Source organism: Flavobacterium sp. 2755 (genome assembly GCF_031455715.1).
In the GTDB taxonomy this organism is placed as follows: Bacteria; Bacteroidota; Bacteroidia; order Flavobacteriales; family Flavobacteriaceae; genus Flavobacterium.
In genome coordinates this window covers 84178-101235 of the sequence record NZ_JAVDTG010000005.1, presented here as the reverse complement: position 1 = coordinate 101235, position 17058 = coordinate 84178, and the positions used below count along the sequence as shown (strand labels likewise).

Below are 17058 nucleotides of genomic sequence, written 5' to 3'. Positions count from 1 at the left end.
AAAATGAAAAAAATATTCGCAATATTAACCATTGGTCTGTCGATGACAGCATGTGTTAATGAGGACATAAACACAGACCCTAACAGTGCTTACACCACTGTACCCGGGTCGCTAATTACTTACGCACAAAAAGAATTAAGTGATTACACTAATACTCCAAGCGTAAATGAAAACAACTTTAGGTTGACAATGCAATATTGGCAAGAAACAACGTATGTTAACGAAAGTAATTATGACTTTACAAACAGAAACGTTTCAAACCAAATATTCTCAGACAATTACGTAAATGTATTGAACAATTTAGGTCAAGCTAAAAAAATTATTGAAGCTTACTCACCTACTGCTACTGAGGTTAACGCATGGCCAAAAAACAAAAAAAATCAATTAGCAATAATTGACATTTTACAAGTTTATACTTTCCAGTTACTTGTTGATACTTTTGGTAATGTTCCTTATACACAAGCAGCAAATCTTACTCAATATCCATTACCAGCTTATGACGATGCTGCTACAATTTATCAGGATTTAATTACTAGAATAAACAGTGATATCGCTAATTTAGATACTTCTGCTGCTGGTTTCCCTTCTTTTGACACTGGTGACAAATACTACAGTGGAAATATTGCAAAATGGCGCGTATTTGCTAATTCTTTGAAATTAAAACTAGGTATTGCAATTGCCGATTCTAATCCTACTTTAGCTCAAACTACAGCACTTGACGCTATAACTGCAGGCGTTATGACTTCTCCAGCTGATAATGGGAAATTAACATACTTAGCAGCATCACCAAATTACAATCCTTTGTATGAAAATGTTGTTGCAAGTGGTAGAGATGATTTCTTCGCAGCTAAAACTTTAGTTGATTACATGAATGCAAGCAGTGACCCAAGATTAAGTGCATATTACCACCCATTAGATGATGGAACTTTTGTTGGACAAGTAGTTGGTCAAGGTGGAGAGTTAGGTGATTTCTCTTATGTAGGTGATTTTGCAACTACTCCAACTACACCAGGTAATATTTTAACTTACACTGAAGTTGCTTTCTACATTGCAGAAGCTAATGCACGTTGGAACGCAGGAGCTGCTGCTGCTGCTTACAACACAGCTGTTACAGCATCTATCCTAGAATGGGGTGGTGATGCAGCAGATGCTACTGCTTACCTTGCAGCAAAACCTTACGATGCAGCTAATTGGAAAAAATCTATCGGAGAAGAAGCTTGGGTAGCGATGTACAATCAAGCTTTAGTTTCTTGGAATTTCTGGAGAAGATTAGACTTCCCTGCATTATTAGCTCCTGCAACAGCAATTAATAATGCTGGTGGTAAAGTTCCAGTAAGAATGGCTTATCCAGTTCTTGAGCAACAAACAAATAACACAAACTACAAAGCTGCTTCTACAGCTATTGGAGGTGACTTATTGACTACAAAATTATTCTGGGATAAATTCTAATTTATTACAAAATAAATATTTCAAAACCGCTCTGTTAATTCAGGGCGGTTTTTTTATATAAACATTATACCTATATTTGCCTCATGGAAAAAGAACATCAAATATTTGGTATTAGAGCCATTATAGAAGCGATACAAGCTGGTCAGGAAGTTGACAAAGTATTTATACAAAAAGAAATTTCTGGAGAATTAATGAAAGATTTAATGAAGGTGATGAAACGTGCCAACATTAACTTTTCATACGTTCCAGTTGAAAAACTAAATAGATTAACACCAAATAATCATCAAGGTGCTGTTGCAACGATCTCCCCTATTGGATTTATTGATATAGAACATTTAGTAGAATCGACTATTGCTTCGGGTTCAAAACCTTTATTTTTAATATTAGACCAAATCTCGGATGCGAGAAATTTTGGTGCTATTATCAGAACTGCTGAATGTACAGGAGTAAATGGAATTATTGTTCAAAAAGCAGGTTCTGCACCAGTAAACGGTGACACAGTTAAAACATCTGCGGGTGCAGTATTCAATGTGCCTATTTGCAAAGTTGAACATATTAAAGATGCTATATTTTATCTTCAGGGATCTGGAATAAAAACTGTAGCCGCTACTGAGAAAACAGATCAAAACATTTATGACTTATCTCTAAATGAGCCTTTAGCTATTATAATGGGATCTGAGGACAGAGGTATAAATCCTTCTGTTTTGAAAATTGTAGATGAAAAAGCAAAATTACCAATGTTTGGTTCCATAGGATCGCTTAACGTATCTGTTGCATGCGGTGCATTTTTATACGAAACAGTTCGCCAGAGAAGTTAACAAGCATCCCGAAGTAGAATGACAACTTAATAATTATTAAATGTCTTCAAAACTTGCTCAAAATATAGTACTTAGAAAAATCTGTTCTTCAATTGTAATTTTTCTAATTACAATGATGAGTTATGGGCAAACAACAAAGTACAATCAATTTTGGGGTGAGATTCAATTTAGCCGAACTATAAATAAAAAGTGGTCAACTGAACTTAATTTAGGAACAAGTTACAGCAGTACTGAATCATCCCCAAACATTTTTGAGCAAAATACACAAAGATCATTTAGAGCCTGGGGGCATTATTATTTGTCTCCACGATGGAAACTATCATCATTTATAGCATACTTTAACAACAAAGATGTTCCTGAAATTGGCCAATTTGAATCTCCAGAATGGCGGTTTGCTTTACAGGGTATTTATTATTTCCATAAAACTGGATATAGTTTAAGTACAAGGATGCGAACGGAACTTCGTCATATGAAAAATGAAGATGATAGTTACGAAAACGTAATTCGGTATCGCCAGCAAATTAAATATTTACAACCTATTAACAGCAAAGTTTTACGAGAAGGCGTTGTCTATGCTATTGCTTCTGATGAGTTATTTTTAAAATCGGGAACAAAAGTTACTGGTCTTAGTTTTTTTGACAGAAACAGATTAAATGTTGGTGCCGGTTATCTGTTTACGGATGACATACAAATTGAACTAACATATGCTAACGAATATCTTCCAAGGGATAACGGAAATCAAATCGTAAACGCTGCAGCATTCACACTTACATTTAATAATTTTTTTGAGAATCTAAACAAAAAGTTCTTACACAAATCAGAGACTACAAGTGATGATTAAACCTACTTTTCTTCTTCTTTTAAGAAACAAACCAGCTGTTTTACAATTTCATCTTTATGTAATTTGAAATTGTAGTCACGGATAAACTCAGTTCCTTTCATATTTATAGACGCCACAACAGCTTCGAATTTAGAAAACACTTCTAAATCCTTTTTGTCTATTAGATACAAAACCTGCATTACAGAATCATTTTTTATATACTGCGTATCATAATGCTTTAATTTATAAGCATTATTATCTGCCAAATGTATTATCAAATCATCTTTTATTCCTTTCCCTACCTTTTTTTCCGGAAAAGGTGTGGGCTGAAGAGCAACAAAGTAACTTTCTTTATCGGTAATAATATTTATTTTTAGAGATTTAGATTTTGTGGTATAAAAAGCCGCCGGGTCGAAATAATAAACCATGGAACCGTCTGCAAGTACTCTATTTTTTACATCGCATTGAGCAAAAGATTCAGCACTTCCAAAAATCAATAAAATTAAAACAGAGAAAAAAGTATTTTTCATGAGTTGGATTAATTAAATTAAAATGGTCATTAACAAAATTAATCATTTTAATCCATAAAAATCATACTTCAGAGTCTTTATCAATTGATTCTGATTTGGTTACAATATAATTCACAATAACATTTGAATTAAAATATGCATCAGAATTTTCAATTTCTTCTTCAGGAATTTCTGTATTTACGAAATTTCCATCCTCATCAAAATGCTTCATAAAAGCATCCTGAGATGGATCAAAATCCGGTTTCTGCCAATCGTAAATTATGGGTTTTGTATATTCAGAAGTTTTGTAATATAAAGAAAGTCCAAATCCTGTAATAAATCCACCTAAATGTCCTTCCCAGGAAATTGCTGCATCTACATCTGGGAAAACATACCAAATCATTCCGCCATAAAGTAAGATAACAGATAACGAAAGCGCTACCAAGCGATAATATTTAGTTTGTATTCCTTTAAAAAAAATAAAACTTACCAAAACATAAATTAATCCGCTTGCACCAATATGAAAGTTTGGCCGACCAATAATCCAGGTTATCAATCCGGAAAATAAAATCCCATAACAAATAACACCTAATGATTGTTTTGGATAAAAAAACTGCAAAGCTGTCAGCAAAACAAAAAGCGGAATTGAATTGTTATATAAATGTTCTAAATTTTCGTGAATAAATGGGCTAAACAATATGCCTTGCAATCCGGAAAAATCCCTGGGATAAATTCCGTTTTGATAAAAATCAAAATCAAATCGAATCTGAATCCAGTATATAACCCAAAGAAAAAGCACAAAAAATACTGGAACTCCAATAACTGCAGTTGAAAATTTAAATTGATTATCATTCATATAGTTTCGATTCTGATTTATGTTATGGCATCAAAAAACTATCCAAATAAAAATTACTGATAATTTGTCAGCTTATATGTTAAATCTTTAAAATCGAATTAGTATATAATATCTCATGTAATAAAATTAATTTTGAAAATAGTAATTTTACAAAATGGAAGCACCGTTAGCCGAGCGTATTCGCCCACAGAAATTAGAAGATTATGTTAGTCAAAGTCATTTGGTTGGACCAAATGGTTCATTGACGCAGCAAATTTCAAAAGGAATAATTCCTTCACTTATTTTTTGGGGACCGCCCGGAACAGGCAAAACAACTTTGGCACAAATTATAGCGCAGGAATCTAAACGTCCGTTTTATATTTTGAGCGCCATTAATTCTGGGGTTAAAGATATTCGAGACGTAATCGAAAAGGCAAAACAAAGCGGAGGTTTATTTACGGCCAAAAATCCGATTTTGTTTATTGATGAGATTCACCGCTTTAGTAAATCGCAACAAGACTCGCTTTTAGCCGCTGTTGAAAAAGGATGGATTACACTCATTGGTGCAACAACAGAAAACCCAAGTTTTGAAGTTATTCCCGCATTATTATCCCGTTGTCAGGTCTATATACTAAATGCATTTACAAAAGACGATCTAGAAGCCCTATTGCATCGTGCAATGAAAATTGATGTGGAATTAGCCTCTAAAAAAATAACTTTAAAAGAAACGGAAGCATTACTCCGACTTTCTGGCGGAGATGGCAGAAAACTGCTTAATATTTTTGAACTTGTAGTTAATGCTTCCCCAAGCGACAATGTAATTATTACTAACGATCGTGTTTTCGAACTGGTTCAGCAAAATACTGTTTTGTATGACAAAACTGGTGAACAGCATTATGATATTGTTTCTGCTTTTATAAAATCCATAAGAGGAAGCGATCCAAATGGTGCCGTTTACTGGCTGGCAAGAATGATTGAAGGCGGTGAAGATGTAAAATTTATTGCCCGAAGAATGCTGATTTTATCTAGTGAAGATATTGGGAATGCAAACCCAACGGCATTTATTATGGCTAATAATACTTTTCAGGCTGTCTCAACGATAGGTTATCCGGAAAGCCGAATTATATTGAGTCAATGTGCCATATATCTGGCAACATCTCCAAAAAGCAATGCATCTTATATGGCTATTGGAAATGCGCAGCAATTAGTAAAACAAACAGGAGATTTACCTGTTCCTATTCATTTGCGAAATGCTCCGACAAAATTGATGAAAGAATTAGGTTATGGTGAAGATTATAAATATTCGCATGATTATGCTAATAATTTTGCCGAACAAGAATTTCTTCCAGATGCTATAAAAGAAACGGTTCTTTACAATCCGGGGAGCAATTCTAGAGAGAACAGCAACCGCGAATTTTTAAAGAACCGTTGGAAAGATAAATATGGTTATTAAACCATAATATGTTTTAGAATTTTACAGAAACTTTTTCTGAAACCAATTTATCATTTTGATAATACTCAAAATACCATTGATTATCTTTTGCGTTTAAAGATCCCTGAATACCATCTTTAATAGCAATAAATGAATCTGCACGTGAAGTTTTCAATAATTTCATTACCACTTTTGGTGTTTTATCAATTAATTGAAAACCATTTTCTGTTGGCTGCGCGTATAATAAATTTGGATCTGAAAGATTTACTACAGGTTTCTCTTCTACTGGAGTACTCGCAACAACAGCAGCAACAGGAGCCGCAGCTTGTGCTACATTAGAAGGCGTTGAAGAAACAGTTTTTCCATTATATTTATAGTGCAGTCCAATAATAGAAACAAACGCACCTTCAAGACTTTCTTTGTATGCTACTTCATAATCCTTCTCCCTGCTCTTTCCGGTTTCAGAAGTATAAATTACTTTTCCGTAGCAGTCTTTAAATTGAACAAAAAGTTTTGTTACTAAAAAAGCATTATCTCTTTTTACATCGATATACAAAATCTCACATCTGTCATAACCTGCAGGTACTTGCTCGCTTGTATAAAAAGCTTCAAACCCGGCTTTAAGTAAATTTGATTTAGTTAAGGTAGCTAATCGATATTGATTGTCTGTTTTAATAAAATCATATTTAAGCGGAATTATAACGGCTTTATAATCGTTAACAGATTGCGAAAATCCAATAGCCGAACAAAATAGTAAAGCCAGTAAAACTTTTATTTTCATAATTATAGGTATTTTTTTAGTTCTAGTAAATGATTAATTTGTTTTAATTTTTTAGGCACATCAATATTTCTGATGTTAAAGAAAATAGCATCCATACCAGCGTTTAAAGCGCCATTAACATCTGCATCAAAATCATCGCCAATCATGACGCTGTTTTCTTTTGATGCCTGAGCCAAATTGACAGCATAATCAAAGATAATACTATTTGGTTTTTTAACGCCTGCTAATTCAGAATTTGTAATCGTGCTGAAATAACCTCCAAGCGAAGCATTATTTATTTTCTTGGTTTGAACATGCGCAAACCCATTTGTAATAATATGCAGTTTATACTTAGGTTTAAGATATTCCAGAACTTCAATTGCTCCATCAAAAAGATAATTATTATCGGTCAAAAACTCAATATAATCATTAGCAATCTGATCTATATTTTCATCAGAAATGGAATAATTTAAAGCATCAAAAGAATATTTTAATCGATTATAGCGTAATTCCTGATGGGTAATTTCATCATTTTGGTACAACCTCCAGCATTCCTGATTTATGGGAACATATTTTTTAATAAAATCTTCAATTTTAATTTCTCCGAAATTATTTTTAAAAATACGATCAAAAGCCATTTCTGAATTTTTATCAAAATCCCAAAGCGTGTGATCTAAATCAAAAAAAATATCTGTAATGTTAGTATTCATAGATTAAAAAATTCCTTCATCTACAAAACTATAATATTTTGTTTCAGTAATAATCAAATGATCCAAAATTTTAACATCTAGAATCTCTCCTGCTGTTTTTATTTTCTTTGTAATTTGTTTATCAGCATCACTTGGATTTAAATTTCCAGAAGGATGATTATGACACAAAATCAAACCTGTAGCGCCATTTTCTAAGGCTAATTTAAAAACCAATCGTATATCTACAATTGTTCCTGTAATTCCTCCTTTGCTTAATTGTGATTTAGAAATAACTTTATTAGAATTATTAAGAAAAAGCACCCAAAATTCTTCATGAGACAGTTCTCCAATAATAGGCTGCATAATTTCGAAAGTATTTTTACTTGAGATAATTTTAGACAATTTAACCGTATCCTCTGCCCTTCTTCTTCGTCCTAATTCTAAAGCAGCAATAATGGTAATCGCTTTTGCTTCTCCTATTCCTTTAAATTGCATTAATTGAGAAATAGACATTTTCCCTAAAGAATTTAGATTCCCCGCACCAGCTAAAATTCTTTGACTTAATGCAACTGCCGATTCATTGCGACTTCCGGAACCAATTAAAATAGCCATTAATTCGGCATCGCTTAAAGCATCTTTTCCTTTAAGCATTAATTTCTCACGAGGCTTATCATCTTCTGACCAATTTTTTATAGCAAAATGACTTCCTTCCATAATAATATATTTTGAGAAGCGAATATATATTAAAAAGAAGAAAAATCTTTCAAAAAATTGAATCATTTCCAAATTTGTTTAACTTTAAAAACTAACTTATCTCGAAATGAAAATTTTACGTATTTCTTTCCTTTTGTTTCTTTTTATATCCTGTCAAAAAAAGGAAACAGCAAAAATTGCCAGCAACGAAAATCAGCCAAATAATTTTGAAGAGAGATTATCTCAAGCTGCAATTTCAATTATTGATCCATCAATAGACTATGATCCTGCCTATTTTTCAATTCAATATCCAAATGGAGATGTTCCTGCAAAAAAAGGAGTTTGTACCGATGTTGTTATTCGCTCTTATCGAAAATTAGGAATTGATCTTCAAAAAGAAGTACATGAAGATATGGTAGAAAACTTCGACGCATATCCGAATTTAAAAAATTGGGGAATGACTAAAACCGATACTAATATCGATCACAGAAGAGTCCCAAATTTGGAAATATTTTTTGAAAGAAAAGGAACAAAACTACCCGTAACTCAAAATTCTAACGATTATAAAACTGGTGAAATTGTAACATGGATGATTAATGATAAACTCCCTCATATTGGAATAGTAACTAACAAAAAATCAAATGACGGAAAACGAAATTTAATCGTCCACAATGTTGGTAATGGCCAAGTTCTTCAAGATTGTTTATTTGAATATAAAATTGTGGGACATTTTAAATATTCCAAAGAAATTCTAAATTAGAAATTCCGAAAATTAAATTTTAAAATCTAAAATTCAAAAAAAAGCCAGCTGTAAAAAACAGCCGGCAATTATATAATTTTCAAATTGACTGATTAACTACTCAATCAATTGTTTTACTTCATCAAAATTCAAACCTCCGTAATTTCCTGAACTCATTAATAAAAGTGCAGAATTATCTAAATTCAAATTGAATAAATATTCTTTAAATTCAGCTGGATTTGTATAAATGATTAAATCTTCTCTATTAAAAGCAGAAGCAATTTGTTCGTATGTGACTTCTTCTAACTGTTTAATTTTTACAGCATCTGGCGAATAGAAAACAACTGCAACATCAGCATATTCTAAAGCTCCTTCATACTCTTTTAAAAATTCGGCATTTAAACTACTGTACGTATGCAATTCTAAACAAGCTACTAAAGTTCTGTTTGGATATTGTTCTTTTACCGCTTTAGTCGTTGCCGCTACTTTACTTGGCGAATGTGCAAAATCTTTATAAGCAACTTTTCCTTTTCCTTCGGCAATTTTTTCTAAACGTTTAGAAGCCCCTTTAAAACTGGCAATAGCTTCATAAAAATCGGCTTCATCAACGCCCATATTTTGGCAGATCCATTTTGCTCCGGCAAGATTATTTAAATTATGCGCTCCAAAAACTTCAATTGGCATATCGCCTTCTGGCGTTTTTAATAATGTTACGCCGTCACTAACTGCATATTCCGGAGTATGATAAGCTAATTTACGAATAGGATTTGTTGCAGCCTCAGAAACTCGTTTTACTTCCGGGTCATTTTCGTTATAAACTAAAATTCCTCCGTTTGTAATTTTCGAAATAAAAATTTCAAACTGCTCTACATAATTTTCATATGTTGGAAAAACATTAATATGATCCCATGCAATTCCTGAAATCAAGGCAATGTTGGGCTGGTATAAATGAAATTTCGGGCGACGATCTATTGGAGAAGATAAATATTCATCACCTTCTAAAACCATAAAATCATTTTCTTCGGTAAGATGTACCATGGTGTCAAAACCTTCTAACTGTGCACCAACCATATAATCTACTTCAATATTATGATAATGCATAACGTGCAAAATCATCGAAGTAATGGTTGTTTTTCCATGCGAACCGCCAATTACAACACGAGTTTTATTTTTTGATTGTTCGTATAAAAATTCTGGGTAAGAATAAATTTTAAGTCCCAATTCCTGCGCTTTCAACAATTCCGGATTATCCGCTTTTGCATGCATTCCAAGAATTATAGCATCAATATCGGCAGTAATTTTTTCAGGAAACCAGCCCAATTCAGCAGGAAGAATTCCTTTTTTCTCTAATCTTGATTTTGAAGGCTCAAAAATAGCATCATCACTTCCTGTAACCTGATAACCTTTATTATGCAATGCTAATGCTAAGTTGTGCATAGCGCTTCCGCCTATAGCGATGAAATGTGTTTTCATTTAAAATGTTTAATCGTTAAACTGTTTAATTGGTTAATCGAAAAAGCCAATAACTAATAAAACTCAAATAATTATTTTTCAAAAATAAGGAAATATAAAATGTGTTATTTCCTTTTATAGATAAATTAGTACTTTGTACGAAAAATATTTTTAAACCTTTCCCAACCTTTATCGAGAAACTGCCCTCTATAGATAAAAAGCACTTTATGAAAAATATACTATTTGTTTTATTATTGATTTCTAATACAGTTTTTGCGCAGCAAAATGATAAAAGATGGGACAAAGTTATTGCCCTTGAAAATGAAGGCAAAGTAAAATCGGCAAACGAAATTGTTTCTAAAATTTACACGAAAGCAATAAGTCAAAAAGACGAAGTTCAAATGATAAAATGCTTTTTCTATCAGTCTAAATATCTACAGGTTGTGGATGAAAATGCACAAACCAAAATTTTAAATAATCTAAAAACTGACATTAGCCGCGTTTCTGTTCCATCAAAAGCAATCTTGAATTTGGTCTACGCAAAATGTTTAACCGATTATTTCGCCCGAAATAAATATCAAATTGAAAAAAGAACAAATACCGAAGAGCTGGATAATGATTTCCTGACCTGGACAGCAAAAAATTTCAATGCTCAAATTGATCTTGCTTTAAAAACTTCACTGGAAAACGAAACTGTTTTAAAAAATACTTTATTGACTAAATACGAGGCTATTTTTGATTATCCAACCATGGAGAAATTCAAAACTCTTAATTTATTAAATTATGTAATATCAGAAAACATAAACCTTCAATCGCAAAAAATTCACTTTTGGGAAATTCAAAAAAGTGATTTTTTATCTTCTAAAAAAGATCTTTTAGGAAATTCAACTGATTTTATAAAATTAAACTTTGATTCTGTTTCAAACGAAAATCTTAAAATCACTTTAAAACTCTATCAAAGACAGGAAATTAACAATTCTACTGCCGAAAATATTTGGGGAAGAATTCAGTTTTTCAAAAAAAATATTTTGGACGCAGATGAAGATTACATTCAGGCTTTAGCTGCTCTTCAAAACAAAACTGATAATGTGCTTTTAATACAAAACATTCAGTTAGAAAGAGCCTCTTTTTTATCTCAAAAAGCCTCAAAAAAAGCATACCCCGATTATAATATAAAAGCAGTTGCAATTTTAGACAGCATTTTACAAATTAACAATAAATCAAATGCGTATAAACTTGCCATACAGCAAAAGGAAAACATTTTATATAAAAATTTAAATGTCCAGCTTCAAAAATATGTTTACAACAACGAAAACACGCGCGCTTTTGTTCAATATAAAAATGTCGAAAAACTTAAAATTTCCTTTTTCAAAATTTCACAAACACAGCTTATAAATCTCACAAAATCTTATATCACTACAGATGGAATCAGAGATACAATCATTCAAAAAACAAAACCTGCAATTTCACAATCTTACACCTTAACCAACAAAAAAGATTATTTTGAATATTCAACAGAAGTTTTGCTGCCACAACTAGAGACAGGTTCTTATTTAGTATATTTTGAAAGTGAGGCTGATTCAAATGACAGGAAAGCTTATGCCTTTGAAACTATTACAGTTTCTGACTTTATAATTTTAGGAACTCAAAATGATACAGCGGAAATTTATCAGATTCTGGATCGAAAAACCGGAAAACCATTAGAAAATGTAAACATCAAATCTCAGTCAATTAACGTTTTAACAAATAAAAACGGAATTGCGGTTTTTGAAAAGAAAATTAACCAGTATACTTATCAACCTATTACTGTTTATACACCAAAAGATACTCTTTACGTTGAAAACAAATATCTTGCTTACAATAACTTATACAGCGACAAAAATGAGGATCAGAATAATTTTAAAGGGAAAGTAGAATTTTATTTAGACCGTGCAATTTATCGTCCGGGACAAACTGTTTACTATAAAGGAATTGCGACACAAAAAACTAAAAACAAATCGGCTGTAGTTCCCTTTACAACATTTCAAGTTATTGTTGAAGACCCTAACAATACTGAAATCAAAGAATTTGATGTTACAACAAATGAGTTTGGTTCTTTTTCGGGCGAATTTGTTCTTCCAAAATCTGGCCTGACAGGTAGTTTTCTAATTACTGCCGATGAACCTACTGACTATGAAAATGACAAAGTTTATAATAAAACAAAAGATGAGCATCCATTTTGGGATAATGTAGATTTTGAAACTTCCCAAATCGATTTTCAGGTTGAAGAATACAAACGTCCAAAATTTGAGGTAACTTTTGAACCTAAAAAAGAAAGTTTTCAGCTTAATCAACTAGTTAAAGTAAAAGGAACTGCAAAAGCTTTTGCAGGAAGTAACATTTCTGATGCAAAAGTAACTTATACCGTTACCCGACATACGACTTATTTAAGACATTTCTATAATCAGGAAGTTGAAAATGAAGTTTTGGCTGTTGAAGAAACTAAAACTGATGCCTCAGGAAAATTTTCAATTGATTTTACAGCCCTTCCTGCTAAAAACTCTAAGAAAGAACTATTGCCAGTTTTTAATTATGAAATAAAAGCTTCTGTTACTGATATCAACGGAGAAACTCATGATGCCGGCACTTCTATAAAAGTTGGTTATCACGACTTAGAATTAAATGCTGTAATTCCTAATGAAATCTACACTAAAAATAAAAATGAGATTAAACTTTTAAGCACTAATCTAAATGGAGAATTTATGCCAATTAAGGGAGAAATAAAAATTTACTATCTTAACCCATTCTCTACAAAATTTAAGGGCAGAGTATTTCCTAATCCTGAAATAGAATCTATTTCAAATTCTGATTTTGAGAAATTATTTCCATACGAAAACAATCAAAATTCAAAAGAAAAAACAACCGAAATTTTATTGTATTCCAAAAATATCGATACACAAAAAGACAAAACTCTTGCTTTAGATTTCATTTCAAATTATAAATCCGGTGACTATAAAATTGTCTTTTCTGCAAAAGATAGTTTTGGAAATTTAATAGAAAGCAATTCAAATTTCAGGCTTTTTCAAAGCAGCGATAAATTTGACACAAGTCGTTTATTTAGTGTAACACAAATAAATCAAGATGCCTTAAAAGACGGTTTTGTTTTAATAAAACTAACTTCTGTTCTTCCAGAATTATATATTACTGGGACAGCCAGTTATGAAAACAAATTGTATTCAGAAGAAATATATCACCTTCGAGATCATGAAGCGTTAGTTAAGATCCCGATAAAAAAAGAATTTCAAAATGGGGTAATAATTGATTTCACAAGTATATACGAGAATCAAAAATTTGACAATAATGTTTTTGTTATTTTAAAAAGAGAAAAACCAGAATTTAAATTTGATGTAGAAACATTTAGATCTAAAATACAACCCGGAAGTAACGAAAACTGGTCTTTTAAATTAACCGGAACAGCTGCAAAAAAAGAATCTGAAGTTTTGGCGTCAATGTATGACAGCTCATTAGATCAATTTACCACAAAAAATTGGCCAAGCTTAAATCTTGATCAATACAATATTGGACACAGTTACAAAGCACTTTTAGGTAACGAAAAAACATATACTACAATCCTTAATTTAAATACTCCGTCTAAGCGTATTGAACTAAAAAATGAAAGTACAAAGCTAATCTGGTTTGGATTTGATTTTGCCCGCACCAGCAATGATGTAATTTATTTACAAAGAGAATATCAAAGACAGTTAACAAAAAAAATAAAAAAACCATTAGATGCCAAATTGATTTCCGGTATTGTAACTGATCGGGATCAATTACCTCTTCCTGGTGTGAGCATAACTATTAAAGGTACACAAAGAAGCACAAGTACTGATTTTGACGGATATTATGAAATTGAAGCAAAAGAAAATGAAGAACTTGTTTTCGCCTATATTGGTTATAAAAATCAATCTGCAATTGTTTACAAAGATAAAACCATCAATTTTGAATTAACAGCAGAATCAAATCACTTAGAAGAAGTTGTTGTAGTTGGTTATGGCACACAAAAAAAGAAGTTACTAACAGGTGCTATCTCCCAAATAGTTCTTTCAGAAGATAATGCTGTTTATAATTCCGCTGGATTTTCACAACAATTAGCCGGAACCGTACAAGGTGTTCAAATTAGAGGTGGGTCGTCAGTTAAAGGAACAAATCCTTTATATGTAGTTGATGGACAAATAGTAAGTGAAATAAAAAATTTAAATCCAAATGAGATTTTATCAATTGATGTTTTAAAAGATGATAAAGCAACAGCTCTTTATGGAAGCAGAGCAGCAAATGGAGTAATAATTGTTACAACAAAAAGTGCTCTCGAAGCCTTAACACAAGTAAAAGCCAGAAAAAATCTTTCTGAAACGGCATTCTTTTTCCCGAATTTAAAAACAGATTCTAATGGAAAAGTGAGTTTTAACTTTACTTCTCCAGAAGCGTTGACTGCTTGGAAACTTCGTTTATTGGCTCATAATAAAGATGCTGTTTCCGGTTATTTAGAGAAAAGCGTTATTACACAAAAAGAGTTGATGATACTGCCTAACTTTCCACGCTTTTTTAGAGAAAAAGATACCATTGTGATTAGTGCAAAAATCTCGAATGTTACCGCTGACGCAAAAGCCGGAATCGCTAATTTACAGTTTTTTGATGCCGTGACGATGCAGTCAATTGATGCGAAATTGTTAAACACAAAAAACATTCGAAATTTCACCATTCCTGCTTACGGAAACACAACGGTAAATTGGACAGTTACAATTCCAGAAGGCTTACAGGGAGTTCAATATAAAATTTTGGCAAAATCTGGTAATTTTTCAGATGGAGAAGAAAATATTATTCCCGTTTTAACCAACAATATGCTCGTTACAGAAAGTATCCCAGTTTGGGTTCGGGAGAATTCAACAAAAGAATATACTTTCGAAAACTTAAAAAATAATAATTCTACGACTTTAAGAAATCATCAGTATACATTTGAATATACTTCAAACCCAACCTGGATTGCCATTCAATCTTTACCGTATTTAATGGAATACGAACATGAATGTGCAGAACAAACTTTTGCTCGATTTTATGCCAATGCTTTAGCTTCAGAAATAATTTCAAGTAATCCAAAAATTGCGGCTGTTTTTGAAGAGTGGAGAAAAAAAGGAAAATCAGTTTCTAAGTTAGAAGAAAACGAAGAATTAAAATCGATCATTCTGGCAGAAACGCCTTGGTTAAATGATGCTCAAAATGAAGATGAAAAGAAAAAGAATCTTGCGCTTTTATTTGATTTAGAGAAAATGAAAACTTCCCAAGAAGCTGCTTTCGACAAATTAAAACAAAAACAAAAAGTATCTGGAGGATTCTCTTGGTTTGACGGCGGTTATGAAAGCGAATATATCACAAGACACATTCTGGCCGGTTTAGGTCATTTAGCAAAAATGAGTAAAAATGATACTGCAAAAATCGATGAAATCGCCAAAACAGGAATTCCGTTTTTAGACAATAAATTTCTAGGCTATCATAGTTTTAGAACCAAAAACTTAAAAACAACCGATAAACTAATCTGGATTAATCCGTATTCTGATCTTCATTATTTATATACCAGAAGTTTTTACTTAGATAAATATCCATTATCTGACACTTTAAAAAAGATTACTAAATTGTATTTAGGGACTGCAAAAAAAGAATGGCTTGATTATTCACTTTACGAAAAAGGATTGGCTGCTTTAACTTTGAATAGATTTGGTGAAAAAGAAACTGCTACAAAAATTATCGAAAGTCTAAAAGAAACTTCTTCAAATAACGAAGATTGGGGAATGTACTGGATTGCGAACAAATCTGGCTGGTATTGGTATCAGGCGCCAATTGAAACTCAGGCTTTATTGATTGAGGCTTTCGCCGAAGTTACGCAAGACACCAAATCTGTAGATGCGATGAAAGTTTGGTTATTAAAAAATAAACAAACCAAAAACTGGCCAACAACAAAATCTACAACAGAAGCTATTTATGCTTTATTACTGCAAGGTACAGATTGGCTTTCTGTAAAAGATAATACCATTATAAAATTAGGTGACGAAAAAATCATGACTAAAAAACTGTCTGAAAATCAAAAAGAAGCTGAAACCGGTTACGTTAAATTAAACTGGAAAGCCGATGAAGTAAAGAAAGAAATGGCTTCTATCAGCATTCAGAATAAATCAAAAGTTCCGGGATTTGGAGGCGTTTACTGGCAGTATTTTGAAGATTTAGATAAGATTAAAAATAATTCAGGCACAATTTTATCAGTTTCAAAAGAACTTTATCTAAAGAAAAGCACTTTAAAAGGCAATGAATTAGAAAGAATTACAGCAAAAAATTCTCTAAAAACTGGAGATTTAGTTACAATACGTTTAATTATTACTTCGAAAGAAGACACCGAATATGTTCATTTAAAAGATATGCGCGCTTCTTGTTTTGAACCTGTAAATGTTCTTTCAGAATATAAATATTCAGATCGTTTAGGATATTATATGAGTACAAAAGATGCTGCCACACATTTCTTTTTTGACCGAATCAATAAAGGAACTTATGTTTTGGAATATGATATTAGAGTAAATAACAGTGGCGAATTCTCAAACGGAATTACAACAATCCAAAGCATGTATGCTCCCGAATTTGCAAGTCATACAAAAGGAATTCGGGTAAAAGTTCAATAAAAAATTCCAAATTCCAACAAAAGTATATAATTTATGCTTTTGTCAGGCTGAGCGAAGTCGAAGCCCTTCTCGTTATGCGAGCCTTCGACTTCGCTCAGGATGACAATAAATTCGTGAATTCATGGCAGAAAAAAATTACCATAAAAAAACCCGACAGATTT

At 32.0% G+C, this 17058-nt stretch carries 12 protein-coding genes; 6 read left to right on the top strand and 6 right to left on the bottom strand.

Annotation, left to right across the window (positions count from 1 at the left end; translation table 11 throughout):
• Nucleotides 1-3: 3 nt before the first annotated feature.
• The 3 genes from J2Y38_RS13095 (at nt 4) to J2Y38_RS13085 (ending at nt 3108) form a co-directional block, all read left to right on the top strand.
• The gene (locus J2Y38_RS13095) at nt 4-1449 is read left to right on the top strand and encodes a SusD/RagB family nutrient-binding outer membrane lipoprotein (RefSeq protein WP_309843224.1); all 1446 of its coding nucleotides are present in this window, start codon (nt 4-6) and stop codon (nt 1447-1449) included.
• Nucleotides 1450-1532: 83 nt separating this feature from the next.
• Nucleotides 1533-2267, top strand: a complete 735-nt coding sequence (gene rlmB / locus J2Y38_RS13090; protein WP_073486710.1) for a 23S rRNA (guanosine(2251)-2'-O)-methyltransferase RlmB — start codon at nt 1533-1535, stop codon at nt 2265-2267.
• Between the two features lie 40 nt (nt 2268-2307).
• On the top strand, nt 2308-3108 hold the full coding sequence (locus J2Y38_RS13085; RefSeq protein WP_309843220.1) for a DUF2490 domain-containing protein: 801 nt from the start codon (nt 2308-2310) through the stop codon (nt 3106-3108).
• A gap of 2 nt (nt 3109-3110) precedes the next feature.
• On the opposite strand, the gene J2Y38_RS13080 is transcribed toward J2Y38_RS13085, so the two are convergent.
• Both J2Y38_RS13080 and J2Y38_RS13075 read right to left on the bottom strand, forming a co-directional pair.
• Complete coding sequence (locus J2Y38_RS13080) at nt 3111-3617, bottom strand: hypothetical protein (RefSeq protein ID WP_309843217.1); 507 nt, start codon at nt 3615-3617, stop codon at nt 3111-3113.
• Between the two features lie 61 nt (nt 3618-3678).
• Complete coding sequence (locus J2Y38_RS13075; RefSeq protein ID WP_309843215.1) at nt 3679-4452, bottom strand: rhomboid family intramembrane serine protease; 774 nt, start codon at nt 4450-4452, stop codon at nt 3679-3681.
• Nucleotides 4453-4606: 154 nt separating this feature from the next.
• On the opposite strand from J2Y38_RS13075, the gene J2Y38_RS13070 reads away from it, so the two are divergent.
• A complete protein-coding gene (locus tag J2Y38_RS13070; protein WP_053470818.1) occupies nt 4607-5884 on the top strand; it encodes a replication-associated recombination protein A in 1278 nt (425 codons plus the stop codon).
• A 13-nt stretch (nt 5885-5897) separates the two neighbouring features.
• On the opposite strand, the gene J2Y38_RS13065 is transcribed toward J2Y38_RS13070, so the two are convergent.
• The 3 genes from J2Y38_RS13065 to radC are packed head-to-tail and all read right to left on the bottom strand — an operon-like array spanning nt 5898 to nt 8026.
• Nucleotides 5898-6644, bottom strand: a complete 747-nt coding sequence (locus tag J2Y38_RS13065) for a hypothetical protein (RefSeq protein WP_309843211.1) — start codon at nt 6642-6644, stop codon at nt 5898-5900.
• A gap of 2 nt (nt 6645-6646) precedes the next feature.
• Nucleotides 6647-7333 (bottom strand): YjjG family noncanonical pyrimidine nucleotidase, encoded by a 687-nt coding sequence (locus J2Y38_RS13060; RefSeq protein ID WP_309843210.1) that lies wholly within the window; start codon nt 7331-7333, stop codon nt 6647-6649.
• A gap of 3 nt (nt 7334-7336) precedes the next feature.
• Complete coding sequence (radC, locus tag J2Y38_RS13055) at nt 7337-8026, bottom strand: RadC family protein (protein WP_309843208.1); 690 nt, start codon at nt 8024-8026, stop codon at nt 7337-7339.
• A gap of 106 nt (nt 8027-8132) precedes the next feature.
• Between radC and J2Y38_RS13050 the strand changes: the two genes are divergently transcribed.
• Nucleotides 8133-8765, top strand: coding sequence for a DUF1287 domain-containing protein (locus tag J2Y38_RS13050; protein ID WP_309843206.1), 633 nt, complete (start codon nt 8133-8135; stop codon nt 8763-8765).
• Nucleotides 8766-8861: 96 nt separating this feature from the next.
• On the opposite strand, the gene murC is transcribed toward J2Y38_RS13050, so the two are convergent.
• Entirely contained in the window at nt 8862-10217 is a 1356-nt protein-coding gene (murC, locus tag J2Y38_RS13045) for a Mur ligase family protein (RefSeq protein ID WP_309843202.1), read from the bottom strand.
• A 206-nt stretch (nt 10218-10423) separates the two neighbouring features.
• On the opposite strand from murC, the gene J2Y38_RS13040 reads away from it, so the two are divergent.
• Entirely contained in the window at nt 10424-16897 is a 6474-nt protein-coding gene (locus tag J2Y38_RS13040; protein ID WP_309843200.1) for a carboxypeptidase-like regulatory domain-containing protein, read from the top strand.
• The last annotated feature ends 161 nt before the right edge of the window (nt 16898-17058 follow it).